Origin of the sequence: Shewanella inventionis (assembly GCF_014641855.1) — a bacterium.
Lineage (GTDB): Bacteria > Pseudomonadota > Gammaproteobacteria > Enterobacterales > Shewanellaceae > Shewanella > Shewanella inventionis.
Genome location: NZ_BMII01000035.1, coordinates 36,039 through 49,939, shown reverse-complemented (window position 1 = coordinate 49,939; position 13,901 = coordinate 36,039). Strand labels below are relative to the sequence as shown.

The 13,901-nt window shown below is 41.4% G+C and carries 13 protein-coding genes; 6 read left to right on the top strand and 7 right to left on the bottom strand.

All coding sequences use genetic code 11. The annotated features are described in order from the left end of the window. Positions 1-354 precede the first annotated feature (354 nt). On the top strand, positions 355-801 hold the full coding sequence (locus tag IEW93_RS17970) for an RNA recognition motif domain-containing protein (protein WP_188740635.1): 447 nt from the start codon (positions 355-357) through the stop codon (positions 799-801). Positions 802-840: 39 nt separating this feature from the next. On the opposite strand, the gene murI is transcribed toward IEW93_RS17970, so the two are convergent. Then, complete coding sequence (gene murI / locus IEW93_RS17965) at positions 841-1,620, bottom strand: glutamate racemase (protein ID WP_188740634.1); 780 nt, start codon at positions 1,618-1,620, stop codon at positions 841-843. A 129-nt stretch (positions 1,621-1,749) separates the two neighbouring features. Here murI and trmA point away from each other — a divergent pair, with 129 nt between their 5' ends. Continuing rightward, positions 1,750-2,847, top strand: a complete 1,098-nt coding sequence (gene trmA, locus IEW93_RS17960; RefSeq protein WP_188740633.1) for a tRNA (uridine(54)-C5)-methyltransferase TrmA — start codon at positions 1,750-1,752, stop codon at positions 2,845-2,847. Positions 2,848-2,917: 70 nt separating this feature from the next. On the opposite strand, the gene fabR is transcribed toward trmA, so the two are convergent. Then, on the bottom strand, positions 2,918-3,535 hold the full coding sequence (gene fabR, locus IEW93_RS17955; RefSeq protein WP_188740632.1) for an HTH-type transcriptional repressor FabR: 618 nt from the start codon (positions 3,533-3,535) through the stop codon (positions 2,918-2,920). A 156-nt stretch (positions 3,536-3,691) separates the two neighbouring features. On the opposite strand from fabR, the gene IEW93_RS17950 reads away from it, so the two are divergent. Next, positions 3,692-4,798: an acyl-CoA desaturase gene (locus IEW93_RS17950; RefSeq protein WP_188740631.1), complete on the top strand. Its 1,107-nt coding sequence runs from the start codon at positions 3,692-3,694 to the stop codon at positions 4,796-4,798. Positions 4,799-5,180: 382 nt separating this feature from the next. On the opposite strand, the gene IEW93_RS17945 is transcribed toward IEW93_RS17950, so the two are convergent. Together IEW93_RS17945 and IEW93_RS17940 are read right to left on the bottom strand one after the other, a co-directional pair. Next, on the bottom strand, positions 5,181-7,040 hold the full coding sequence (locus IEW93_RS17945) for an MFS transporter (protein ID WP_188740630.1): 1,860 nt from the start codon (positions 7,038-7,040) through the stop codon (positions 5,181-5,183). Further along, a complete protein-coding gene (locus tag IEW93_RS17940; RefSeq protein ID WP_188740629.1) occupies positions 7,027-7,641 on the bottom strand; it encodes a TetR/AcrR family transcriptional regulator in 615 nt (204 codons plus the stop codon). The genes IEW93_RS17945 and IEW93_RS17940 overlap by 14 nt, the downstream gene beginning before the upstream one ends. 194 nt (positions 7,642-7,835) lie before the next feature. Here IEW93_RS17940 and selD point away from each other — a divergent pair, with 194 nt between their 5' ends. Both selD and mnmH read left to right on the top strand, forming a co-directional pair. Further along, positions 7,836-8,891 carry a selenide, water dikinase SelD gene (gene selD, locus IEW93_RS17935; RefSeq protein WP_188740628.1) on the top strand — a complete coding sequence of 352 codons (1,056 nt, stop codon included), beginning with the start codon at positions 7,836-7,838 and terminating at the stop codon, positions 8,889-8,891. Next, entirely contained in the window at positions 8,891-9,994 is a 1,104-nt protein-coding gene (mnmH, locus tag IEW93_RS17930; protein ID WP_188740627.1) for a tRNA 2-selenouridine(34) synthase MnmH, read from the top strand. The genes selD and mnmH overlap by 1 nt, the downstream gene beginning before the upstream one ends. 34 nt (positions 9,995-10,028) lie before the next feature. On the opposite strand, the gene IEW93_RS17925 is transcribed toward mnmH, so the two are convergent. From IEW93_RS17925 to nudE, 3 genes are all read right to left on the bottom strand, one after another. Next, positions 10,029-11,363: a hypothetical protein gene (locus IEW93_RS17925; protein ID WP_188740626.1), complete on the bottom strand. Its 1,335-nt coding sequence runs from the start codon at positions 11,361-11,363 to the stop codon at positions 10,029-10,031. A 266-nt stretch (positions 11,364-11,629) separates the two neighbouring features. Further along, a complete protein-coding gene (gene cysQ, locus IEW93_RS17920; protein WP_188740625.1) occupies positions 11,630-12,439 on the bottom strand; it encodes a 3'(2'),5'-bisphosphate nucleotidase CysQ in 810 nt (269 codons plus the stop codon). A 138-nt stretch (positions 12,440-12,577) separates the two neighbouring features. Beyond that, on the bottom strand, positions 12,578-13,138 hold the full coding sequence (nudE, locus tag IEW93_RS17915) for an ADP compounds hydrolase NudE (RefSeq protein WP_188740624.1): 561 nt from the start codon (positions 13,136-13,138) through the stop codon (positions 12,578-12,580). A gap of 77 nt (positions 13,139-13,215) precedes the next feature. Between nudE and yrfG the strand changes: the two genes are divergently transcribed. After that, positions 13,216-13,863: a GMP/IMP nucleotidase gene (gene yrfG, locus IEW93_RS17910; protein WP_188740623.1), complete on the top strand. Its 648-nt coding sequence runs from the start codon at positions 13,216-13,218 to the stop codon at positions 13,861-13,863. Positions 13,864-13,901 lie beyond the last annotated feature (38 nt).

The window sequence follows — 13,901 nt, the reverse complement described above, 5'->3', positions numbered from 1 at the left end:
ACTTCTTTTTGCCGTTATCTCTGCTACCTCAGTAGCTTGATAACACTCACCGGTTTTTGCTTTCGCTGTCTGCCGTGTCAGTGGATGCGCATTATAGGCAGCTTCAGATTTAGTGCAAGCGCTTTTAATCACTATTAGATTTGAACGTTGATCTTTTGCTCATATCGCTTCTTTTTTGAGTTTTTTGCTCAAAGAAACCTCTTTAGCTAGATCACAAAATGGTAATTTCTGATATTAAAGCTAATTTTGAGCTCAAATTTTCAACAGCAGTCTGGTTTATCTGGCAAAATTTAATTACTATGTAACGGTTTTTAACAGTTATTTATCATTTTTATATTCATTAGAGATTATTTTATGCAGAAATCATTCGTGATTGTTTTGATTGCGGCGCTTCTTGGCGCTTTTGTTTTTTTTCAGTTTGGCGGTGCATCTTCTTCTGTAGCGTTTATTGCTGGTGTAGTTGTAGCAACGTTAATTTTTACTTTTATGCCAACAGGCTCAGCCAATTCTGCTGATGAACCTTATGTTGGTCCAACTATGACACTTTATGTAGGTAACTTGCCTTACCGTGTACACGAAGGTGAAGTGAAAGCGTTATTTGGTGAATATGGGCCGGTTAACTCTGTACGTTTGGTGCGTGACCGCAAGACAGGCCGTCGTAAAGGTTTTGGATTTGTTGAAATGTCTGAAGCTGGCGCACAAAAGGCAATGGCTAAACTTAATGACTACAGCTTCCAAGAGCGTACTTTAAAAGTGAGAGAGGCTAAGTCTCAAGAATCTTCTGATTCAGACAATAGTTAATTTGTACTTTTGTACTAAAGTGTCAGTTTAGCGAAATTGTTAGTCGGTTATGGTTACCAGCGAAAAATCACTAAAGCCATAATCGACTAATGCTGCTTTTAGCCCTTCTGTAATTCCTTTGGTAAAACACGTTTGTAATTGCTTTGTGCCGTCATGTTCTTTTGAAAGCAAAAATCTCACTCGCTTTGCTATTGCCTCACCCGAATCTAACAGCGTGACTCCTGCTCCTATACAATCACTGATCTCTTTTGCGATCATCGGAAAATGTGTACAGCCGAGTACTAATACATCTATATCGGATTCAATGATTGGCAAAAGAATTGCTTTTAACTGACTTTTGTCGATAACTTTGCCTGCAACATGTTGCTCAGCTAATAATACTAATTCTGATGTGCCAAACAATTCTACTTGGCAATCTCCAGCAAACTGATTAATGAGTTCCTGAGTGTAATCTCGCTTTACTGTGCCTGGTGTTGCCAGCAAGCCAATGTGTTTCTTTTTCGATAATTGTGCTGCAGGTTTGATTGCTGGAACAACGCCAACAATTGGTATAGTCAGTGACTGGCGTAATTGAGGCAGTACAAGTGTACTTGCTGTATTGCATGCCACGATCACTATACTGGCATTGAGACGTTTAGCTTGTTGAGTAATTAATGCAACACAACCGCGGATCAGTTCTTGCTCTGACAAGTTACCATAGGGCAATCGGGCATTATCAAACAAATAGCAGTAGTCATGCTGAGGTAGCTGTTTTCTAATTTCACTCATGACCGACAATCCGCCGATGCCAGAATCAAATACTAATATAGGTCCAGACAATATGGGCTCCAAAGATGAATCTGCTCAATATTAATGGTGATATCATTTTATCATTAGGCGCGTATTACTAGACATCAGCGTCATTTAGTATAATATTTGCGCCCTTTTTTATAGCTTTAGGTGGACAATATGAATTTAGCTGCAATGGATCCTAAAAACTACGATGCCCAATTACAACAAAAGCGCATCAAGCTTGAACAGGCCTTTGCCGATTTCAATCCACCAGCGCTAGAAATTTTTGCATCTGAACCGATGCATTATCGTATGCGTGCCGAGTTTAGAATGTGGCATGAAGGCGATGACTTATATTACTACATGTTTGATAAAGCGCTGAATGCAAAAGTGCGTTGTGACCAATATTTGCCCGCAAGCTTACTGATTAATCAAATGATGGCGGCATTAATTGCAGAACTAAAGCCTAATCCTGCATTACGTCACAAGCTATTTCAAATCGACTTTTTGTCAACGCTAAGTGGTGAAATCTTAGTATCACTTCTTTACCATCGCCAACTCGATGATGAATGGCGTGAGCAAGCTATTCAATTAAAATCTAAGCTGGCGACACAGTTTAATGTCAATATTATTGGCCGCGCACGTAAGCAAAAAATAGACTTAGACAAAGACTTTGTAGTCGAATCGTTAACAGTAAATAAGCAAACATTACACTACAAGCAAATCGAAAATAGCTTTACTCAACCAAACGCGAAAGTATCGGTAAAAATGCTCGAATGGGCGATTGATGCAACGAAGCAAAGCCAGGGTGATCTACTTGAACTGTATTGCGGCAATGGCAATTTCACGATTGCGCTTGCACAAAACTTCAATCGAGTCCTTGCCACTGAATTAGCTAAACCGTCTGTTGATGCCGCTCAATACAACATTGATATTAACAAGGTCAATAACGTTCAAATTATTCGTATGTCAGCTGAAGACTTTAGCGATGCGATGGCCAAAAAACGTCAATATCGACGTTTAGAAGGAATTGATTTAGACAGTTATGATTGCAACACCATCTTTGTTGACCCGCCTCGCGCTGGTATTGATTCAGAGACGTTAAAGTTAGTACAAGGCTACGAGCGAATTTTATATATTTCCTGTAACCCTGAAACCTTAAAAGACAACTTGCTTACGCTAAGCGAAACCCATGAAATTAGCCGATTTGCACTGTTTGACCAATTTCCATATACCGATCATATGGAGTCTGGTGTGCTGTTAGTACGTAAGTAACCTCAACTCATCGTAATTTGCTAGAGGGCGCATTCATTGCGCCCTTGTTATATCGGTAATATCAAAAACCTTAGGTACGATTGTCCATTTTTTGTTGTAATGCTTCTGCGCCCGTTGCCACCATGCGCAGCTGTAATACAAGCTGATCAGCTAATGCTTTACGTTCACTGCGTTTTAAATCTAACGCCGATGCTCCGGCATTAAACACTAAAATCACTAATGCCTCAGCCTGTGCTCTAGCAAGTAATGGCGTGCGGTTGGCTTGCGCTTCGGTGTAGTGAGCGAGTTCAGAAATAAAGTGTTCAATTTCACGCTCTACTGCTGCCCTAAATGCGGCAGATGTTCCTGAACGCTCATGTAATAAAATTCGAAATACGTTCGGATTAGATTCTAATACCTCCATAAAGGTATCAACTGAAATACGAATAACACTGCCACCCGCTTCAGCACGTTGGCGTCCTTTGCGCATCATTTGGCGCAAAGTTAAACCGCCTTCATCAACCATGGTTAATCCAAGTTCGTTCATGTCTTTAAAATGACGATAGAATGAAGTGGGAGCGATACCGGCTTCACGTGCTACTTCACGTAAACTTAAACTCGAAAAACTGCGTTCTGCGCTTAATTGATTAAACGCTGCATCGACTAATGCACGCCGCGTTTTTTCCTTTTGTTGTGCTCTAACACCCATTTACTCATCCATTCAGTCAATATTTAACAACAGATAATACCGTTTTTAATACAGAAACACAGCCCTGTTAAACTTGACCCAAGCCCATCGACTAAGTTAAATTAGCGTACAAATGTACGCTCAACTTGCTGTAACCTATTATTGGAAACTTATTAAATGAAAAAACCTCCAATCATTTGGCTTAATACCCTGCTATTTGCCATCACCCTAATTGGCGCCGTGGTGTTAATCCCTTGGCGTGGCTTCACCCATGGCTTTGACGGCATTGAATGGATTGCTTTTATTGTATTTGCTTACGCAAGTGGCTTATCAATAACAGCTGGTTACCACAGACTCTGGTCTCATAAGGCCTATAAAGCTCACCCCACGATTCGTTTTTTATATGCATTAGGTGGCGCACTAGCATTACAAAATAGTGCTTTGCATTGGTGCAGCGATCACCGTATACACCACAAACATGTTGATAATAATGATAAAGATCCCTATTCAGCTAAAATGGGCTTTTGGTATAGCCATATAGGTTGGATGTTACGTGAATACCAAGCTAGCCGTTACAGCGATTACAACAACGTACGTGATTTACAAAACGATCGAATCGTTATGTGGCAACATAAACATTATTTAGCGTTAGTGCTTTTGATGAACATTGGTTTACCGGCATTTTTAGGCTGGTTAAACGGTGACATACTGTCGATGGTGTTAATGGCGGGCTTGTTACGCCTAGTGGTTGTACATCACTGCACCTTCTTTATTAACTCTTTAGCCCACATTTGGGGTAAACAGCCGTACACAGATAAAAACACTGCGCGCGATAATGCCTTTTTAGCGTTGTTAACATATGGCGAGGGCTATCACAATTTTCATCATATTTTTGAAAATGATTATCGTAATGGCATTAAGTGGTGGGATTACGACCCGACCAAATGGTTAATTAAAACCATGAGTTGGGTAGGTTTAGCGAGTGATTTACGTAAAGTGCCGCAAGAGCGAATTGAAAGTGCACGCTTACAAATGCAACTATTACATGCGCAAAATCAAGTCGCACATTTACCAAACTGTGACGAACTCATTGAGAAGTTTCAAGCAGAATACGAGTTAATGAAAAAACACTTACTTGAATACTATCAAGCCAAAAAGAGCTTAATCGAAGCGAAGCGTAAACAGTTAGCAGACCACAACCTTAAGCAACAAGTGCAACAATTACGCAGCCAGTTTTTAGAAAGGCAGCGTCAATGGAAAAGTTTAACGGCTGCATACGCTTAATAAGCTGAACAAATTTAAAAAGGCCATCTTGAATCATCAAGATGGCCTTTTTGTTTATAGCGTTTCAGCTTTATACCACTTCCATTAATTATGTGACCAATCAGAGTCGCTCAGACTGTTCAGTTTGAGGCGCATTGTTGAAATAATGGTTATTCCCTTCTAAGGCAATGCAACAAAGAAATGGACTGTCTGAGCGTCTCCTGCAAGGCGGGTTTCTGTGCCTTCTATGCTGCTTAATAGTATTTTGACGTACGACTGCATGGACGCAGGAGGTAGAGCAACGCAGGAGCAGTTGCCGAGAGCAACTATGCCTACAATCCTATTACTTGCCTAGAAGGCACAGAATTCCCGCTGAATGACCAGATAATTAGTGGAATTGGTATTATTGCTCAAACTGGTTTGTTACTTGTTGTTGCAACGCCATACGATCAGTCTTATCACCAGCCACTAGCGGGGCAATATTTACCTTCACTTTTGACCAAAAACGAGTTGGTTTTGTTGTCAATGCATGTCCGCCTTTATGGCTAAAATACGAGCCCCACAAACCACTTAGTGCAAGTGGTATTACGGGTACTGAGTCACGTTGTAATATCTTTTCAATTCCTGGTCTAAACTCACCAATTTCGCCGTCTGGCGTTAAACGCCCTTCTGGGAATATACACACTAGCTCATCATTGGCTAATGCATTATGGATTTGCTCAAATGCATTTTGGTAAGTGGCTTCACACTTTTTAGGTGAGCAAATAGGAATGACCCCTGCATGCCTAAACACATATTTTAATATCGGGATTTCGCTGATGGACTTATCCATCACAAACCGAATCGGCCGCGTTGATGCTCCCATAATGATTAATGCATCAACATAGCTCACATGGTTGCTCACTATGATCCCTGCTCCTTGAGCCGGAATATGCTGCCTACCATTAACCTGAACTCGATACATCACATGGCTGAGTAGGTAGCTAATAAATCGTTGAGTAAACTCCGGCACTTGTGAGTAAACATATAACAATACAGCTAAGTTCATTATGCCAATCAGCATAAATAACTCAGGAATTGTCCAATTTAATACACCGAGTAATACGATTGAGAGTATTGCAGAGCCCACCATAAACAACGCATTAATAATGTTGTTTGCTGCGATAGCTTGGGCGCACTCTTGTTTTTCTGCACGGGTTTGAATAAACGCATATAAAGGTACAATAAACACCCCACCGCTTAACCCGACCAAAAACAGATCAACCATGACTCGATAATGCTGAGCGTTACTAATAAAAGACTCAAAGCTATACACAAAACCGGGTTCCATAGCCTGTAATGGAATTGCACCTATCATGTCGAAGCTAAATACACTGAGTCCCAATACCCCAAACGGCAATAAACCCAGTTCAACATGGCCAAAAGAAAATCGCTCACACACAAAAGAACCAACCGCAATGCCGACAGAAAACAAAGCTAATAATAGAGACACGACAGTGGCATCTGCATGCAAATGTAACTTGGCAAAATTAGGAAACTGCGTCAGGTAAGTAGCACCTAAAAACCAAAACCAACTGATGGCTAAAATGGCCATCCAAATTGACTTAGTTTCACGAGCCTTGTTAATACAGCGCAAGGTGCCTGAAAACAGAGAAAACTTATTAGGATTAAGCTCACCTTGTGCTGGCAAAGATGGGATCGCTCGGCTGGCAAGATAGCCTGCCATAGCCAAAACCGACACAATAATAGCAGCCCAGGTTAAACCATTTTCATTCGCTACCACTAAGCCCGCACTTAATGTACCGATAAGAATCGACAAAAAAGTACCCATTTCAACGAGGGCATTACCTTTGACTAATTCAGCCTCTGTTAATGCTTGAGGTAATAATGAGTATTTAACTGGGCCAAAATAAGCAGACTGACTCCCAGTTAAAAATAATAGTACCAACATTACCATATAGCTCTGGCTAACAATGGCCACAGCTGCTGTGGACATAATAATCAGCTCTAAAAGCTTTAAACGGCGGATTAATTTTGCTTTGTTCATGTTGTCAGCCACGATACCCGCATGAGCTGAAAACAAGAAAAACGGCAAAATGAACACCCCAGCGGCTAAATTGACAAACAAATTAACATCAATAGGTAAGGTATTGAGCTGACTGTAGGTCACCAGTAATAACAAGACATTTTTATAAAAATTATCATTTAGCGCCCCTAAACACTGGGTCACAAAATAAGGTAAAAAGCGTTTAGTTAATATCATACAAGCTCCCTGTGTTGCTTATACCAGCAATATATCCTTGTACATGACTGCACAACATAGCGTGTAAGTCATGGTGTGTCGCAAATAGTTTTCCATCCAAGGCTAAGCTCGTTAACCCATGAATACCGCCCCAAAGCACTCGGCTCATTAATTCTGCTTGCGCTTCATTAATGCCAGTAAAGCATTTACGTAATTGTGTCTCTACTAAAGCAAATAAGGATTTCACAATCATGGTGTGGTTTTCTGGCAAGGGCTGATCGTCTGGCATGGTTAATTCGAACACCAAGCGAAAACAGCTTTTATGTTGCAAAGCAAAATCACTATAAGCCATCGCCATATTTTTAATATTTGTTATCGGCTCCTGCTGTGTTGCCCCTTGCAACGCCGCAGACAAATTCACCAAAGTTTGTTCTGATACTGCCAATAATAAATATTGATAACTGCCAAAAATATTAATTAGGGTGCTCGGTACGTAGCCAATTTGACTCGCTACTTTTCGCAAACTTAAAGAATGAAGATTGTCATCTTGCAAATGCATGACCACGGCTTTGATTGCCATATGCTTAATTTGCTCATGAGTGTGCTCTTTACGTCTTGCCACTATATTAACCTAACATGAGAGTGCTTGATGAGGGATAAGCTAACAGCAAACAAAATAAAAAACAATGTTCACAATAATATATTTTACCGAACATAAAACAATGGCCAGATTGTTTAAATATCTAAAACACAAGATATTCTGCCTAATAGTGATTATAATTGCTGCTAAACATGCCGCCTAAAGATCATCCTATTATGTCTGAGAAAACAGTAAAATTAACCGAATACAGTCATGGCGCCGGTTGTGGCTGTAAAATCTCACCAAAAGTATTGAGTACGATTCTTGCCTCACAACTGCCCGTTTTTACTGACCCTAACTTACTCGTCGGTAATCAAACTCGTGATGATGCGGCGGTATACAAGCTTAATGAGCACACTGGCATTATCAGTACTACTGACTTTTTTATGCCTATTGTTGATGATCCTTTCACTTTTGGTCGCATCGCGGCTACCAATGCAATTAGCGATATCTACGCCATGGGCGGCACACCCATTATGGCCATTGCAATATTAGGCTGGCCTGTCAATGTTCTGCCTGCTGAAGTTGCACAGCAAGTCGTTGATGGTGGCCGTCAAGCCTGTGCCGATGCAGGCATAATGCTCGCCGGTGGCCACAGTATTGATGCACCCGAGCCTATTTTTGGTTTAGCTGTCACTGGCCAAATTCCACTTGAATTACTCAAACAAAATAACACCGCTAAAGCAGGCGATCGCTTATACCTTACTAAGCCAATTGGCATAGGTATTTTGACTACAGCCCAAAAACAAAAGAAATTACGTGACGAGGACAGCCACATTGCCCCGCAGGCTATGTGTCAGCTTAATAATATCGGTGTTGAAATTGCCAAAATTACAGGGGTGAATGCATTAACCGACGTCACAGGGTTTGGTTTAGCAGGCCATTTAATTGAAGTGTGCCAGGGCGCAAAATTAAAAGCCAAGCTAGCTTTCAATAACGTACCTTTACTGCCAAAGGTTGCTGACTACTTAGCACAAGGCTGCGTACCGGGCGGCACACATCGCAATTTTGATAGCTACGGTGAACACTTACCTGAACTAACTGAACACCAAAAAGCCATTTTATGCGACCCGCAAACCAGCGGTGGTTTATTAGTGGCTGTAAACGCAGAAAGCGAAGCTGAACTGCAAGTGTTACTGGCGAAAAATAATATCGAAGCGATATGTATTGGCTCTATGGTCGAGTTAACGCAGGTAAATGCTGACCAAGATATTCTTATCGAGCTTACTTAATGAGTGACATAATCCCAAGCTCTGAATATGGCCGGTTATTACTTGAAAATAGACCATTAATCGATGTTCGCGCACCAGTCGAGTTTACTAAAGGTGCTTTTCCACATTCGGTTAATTTGCCACTAATGCAAGATGATGAGCGCACTAAAGTCGGCACCTGCTATAAGCAGCACGGTCAAGATGCTGCCATTGCACTGGGCCACCAATTAGTCACTGGTAACGTAAAGCAAGCGCGAATAGAAGCCTGGCGCGCTCAGCTGTTACAACACCCCGAAAGTTATTTATATTGCTTTAGAGGCGGATTACGCTCAAAGCTATCCCAGCAATGGATAAAAGATGCAGGCGTTAAGGTGCCTTTTATTCAAGGCGGCTATAAAGCAATGCGCAGCTTTTTAATCGGCACTATCAACAACGCACCTCAGCAAACCAATATGTTGATTTTAAGTGGCATTACCGGCAGCGGTAAAACAGAGTTTATTCATCAACGCGCTGAAGCTGTTGATTTAGAAGGTTTAGCAAATCACCGAGGCTCCAGTTTTGGTAAAAATATTGAGCCGCAGCCAACGCAAATCAACTTTGAAAATAACCTTGCGATATCATTACTCAAGCATCAACAGCAGCAACATCGCCATTTACTGCTTGAAGACGAAAGCTATCTGATTGGTCGCTCAGCTTTGCCACACGCATTTTATCAAGCGATGCAACAAGCTGATATTGTATTACTCGACGAGCCAAGAGACATTCGTTTGCCTCGCTTACTTAAGGACTATGTCACCGATAAGTTGGCTGGTTATATTGTTAAGTTTGGTGAACAAGACGGGGTTGAAGCATTTAGCCATTATCTTAGCCAAAGCTTAACAGGTATTCGTAAACGCTTGGGCGGTAAGCAGTATCAGGAGTTACAATTGCTTGTTGATGAGGCTCTATTACAGCAACAAAATCAAAATGATGCCAGTAAACATCTCGATTGGATAAGTTTGTTGTTAGAGGTTTACTATGACCCTATGTATCAGTTTCAATTAGAAAAGAAACGTGATCGGGTTATATTTCAAGGTGACAGGCAGGCGATCCATCAATGGTTAGATACGCGTAACGCAATGTAAAAACGCCCTCGTGCGAGGGCGTTAGTGTTCACTCTTAATAAATATCTACTGAAATTTGCTCAATAACATAGTTATCGTAAAAACTTGATCGGGTTTTCAAATCAGCACGTTGTATTTCAGCTACTTTTGCACGGAACTGATTATATTGGGTCGAAGAGTGGCTAAAGTAACCATAAATCATTACCGATAAATTCGCCTGGGTAATTTGCTCAAATGGGGTTTGCAGGTTTGATGGCAAGTCTAAATCTGGAAAGGTGCCTTTTAACGGTGCTTCAATTGTCCAGTTTGCAACACTGCTTTGGCCAAAGTCTATCTGTAGCATTGTTTTACCTGTACCAATCCCCGTAAAATCATAGTTACTGGCATCATCTTCAGCAAAACTGTTTAAAATGGCATCAGTGCTTTGTAGCATTTTTTGTTGGTTTTGCTGTAACTGCACAACTTGTGTATCGTTAGGTGCTGTGACGCGATGACGGCGACTGGTGTAATAGTATATTTGGCCATAATCATTACCTCCTAATGACTCAAAATTAGAATAGGTAATAAAGTTATTAGCAAACAACTCTGGAAACACCTGCGCAGACATAGGCCATTGGATCCAATTGACACGACCATAATCTGTTTCAGAAAATGTTCTAAATTTTGGATCGTAGATATTTTCGTTTCCACTGCTTAATTCGGCATTCAGTACAACACCTTCATTAGCCTGGTTTTCAAAAATAGAGGGATCGACATATATGGTGCTGTTGTTGGCGTAATCCTTAACATCAATTTGTGCGGCATAAGGCGTCAAACCATCATCATAGCTAGGGGTTAACACGAGGTTAACTGGCGGTAAGGTCCCGTCTTGCTCACATACGTTGGCACTTGTGCTACTGTTGTTACCATCAATATAAACGTCATAGCCACTGTAGTTGGCTTTAACATCACTCAAGTCAAATTCGTAATCAGAGCAAACGCAGGCAGAATCGATATTAGCATTGCGTTCACCCACAATACCAATATCACCAGCAATTACATTCAATTTACTGTACACGAATAACTCGCCATTAATCTGTTGCGCATAGGAGAAGTGATAAGCATCAGATGGCCAGGCAATATCAAACTTACCTGTAGATGGAACTTTTGATTGGCTTAAAATACTGCCGTCTTTACGATGTACAATAATGTCTGCACCGACCGCAGGCTGTGAAACATCACATTGCGTTGCATAATAAACAATATCGCCCGTTAAGCGCCCATCAGAACTGCCGCCACCATTCGAAGATGAGTCATCGCTGTCGCTCCCGCCGCCACAACCCGCTAAACCGATAGCACCTATGACCCAAATAATCGGTGACAACGCTAAATACAGTCCTTTGTTTTTCATTTATTTCGCTCTCAAATAACACAGTGTTAACAATGTAAACACAATATTGATAGTGAAATACAAAAGCAATACGCCTTAAAAAATATATCCCTTAATAACAGCTTATACCTATCAGGATAAATAAGTGATCAGAGATTGCGTAGAAAAACTCGCTTAGGATAAGGCAAAAATTACAGCGAGCTAGTTGTTCTGCCTTCAACATTTCTAACGACGTTATAAGCGAAGTTAGCCAGTAAGAATGACCACATTCTTGTGCTGATATGGTATTAGGTTGTCAATAAAATATCCCAGGGTAAATCGGCACTGCCAACGACAATAAAGTTTGGATTTTCAAGACTCTCACGTTCGTTGTAAGTCATTGGCTGTAGATTGATATCAATCAAAGCCCCGCCGGCTTCTTCAATAATAATTTGTGCCGCGCCCGTGTCCCACTCACCTGTAGGACCTAAGCGCACATAGCAGTCTGCTCGACCTTCTGCGACTAAACAACTTTTTAAGGCTGCGCCACCCATAACCACCAATTCGCAATGATTAGGCTTATTCATTAGCTTTAACACAGATTGCGGATCTTGGCGGCGACTGACCGCTAAACGAATATGATCGGTTTCATTGCTTTTTAGCTGTTTACTGGTGATCCTTAACTCGTTTTTGCCATCACGTTTATATGCACCAAGACCAGCTATAGCGTAGTAACACACTTTTGTCATAGGCACATAAACAATGCCCATAATAGGACGGTTATGCTCTACCAAGGCAATTATCACCGAAAAGTCGCCACTGCCGGCAATAAACTCTCCAGTACCATCTAATGGATCAACGAGCCAATAACGCTTCCATGTTTCGCGCACGCTCAATGGAATATCGGCAGCTTCTTCACTTAAAATGGGAATGTCTGGGGTCAATTGTGCAAGTTGCTGACATATAATTTTATGAGCAGCCAAATCAGCCGATGTCACGGGCGTGTTGTCTGATTTTATCTCTCGCTTAAAAGAACCATTTAAATATATGTCGCGGATTTTTTCTCCGGCCTCTGTGGCGATACCGATAACTTGATCAATGACATCTTCTGGCTTCATTACTACTCCAATCGCTTTGCTCGATAAGGATGACCTTACAAGGGGTTAACAGTATGCTACCCCCTTTTGTGTCGCGGTTGTTTGCCTAAATTATTATGGCACGTAAATCGCGTGCCCTCGAACCAGGGTTGAGAGGCTTTATGCTGTCTCAGTGGTTGCTAAATATTGTTGCGTTAAAAAAAGCGCACTGACACTGCGTGACTCTGAAAAATTATTGTTTTCGAGTAACTGCTGCCAATCAGATAATGGCCATGGGATCACATCTATTGGCTCAGGCTCATCACCTTCTAATCGACTAGGAAATAGCTGTTCAGCAACAAAGATTTGCATTTTGCTTGAGAAATAACCCGGGGCAAGAGACAACTCTTTTAACAGCGTCAGTTTATGGCTGCCAAAACCAATTTCTTCTTGTAGCTCACGGTTTGCGGCTTGGGCGGCGGTTTCACCAGGATCGATTAACCCTTTAGGAAAACCTAATTCATAATTATCAGTACCGGCGGCGTACTCACTTGCAAGTAACAAATTACCCTCGTGAATAGGAACTATCATTACAGCCCCTCGACTACCGCCTTTCATTCTTTCATATTGACGTTCAACGCCATTAGAAAACTTTAGGTGAACCTGCTCAATTTGAAACAGTCGGCTTTTGGCAACGACTTCAGTGTGCAGGATTTCCGGCTTTTTATGCCGTTGTGTCATTGCAGCCCCATGTGACGAATTAATATAGACAAGTTACAATCTTACTATTCTAGGTATATTCTACAACCGGAATTTACATGTTTCCTTGGCATAAGATAGACACAGTGCTACTCGATATGGACGGCACCCTGCTCGATTTGCACTTTGACAACCACTTTTGGTTGCAATTAGTCCCACAACAATTAAGCCAATTACGGCAAATAAGTTTAGCCGATGCTAATGATTTGGTCACACAAGCCTATCACAATGTGGTGGGCACATTAGACTGGTATTGCTTAGATTATTGGCAGCAGCATTTAGGGTTAGATATTTTAGCCTTACATCATACTGCCGCTGATAAAATTAAAATCCGTCAAGACAGCATGCCTTTTTTAGAGGCACTTGCGGGCGCAAGCAAACGTCGAATTTTATTTACTAATGCTCACCCTCATAGTTTGGCATTAAAGCTCACTCACACGAATTTAGCAGAGGGTTTAGACGAGCTATTGTCGAGCCACGAAAGCGGCTACCCTAAAGAACACCCTGAGTTTTGGCATTACGCATTCGATAAATTTAACTTAACCCCACAAAGGTGTTTGTTTATTGATGACAGTGAAGTGATTTTAGCTGCGTCAAAGCGGGCGGGAGTGGGTTATCAATTAGGTGTAAGCAACCCAGACAGTAAAAAACCGCACACGGTATTTAAGCAGTTTCCTGCGGTGAGTGACTTATTGCATTCGCTCTAAATTGCTCAAACAAAAAGCGCGTAGATATTGCTATCTAC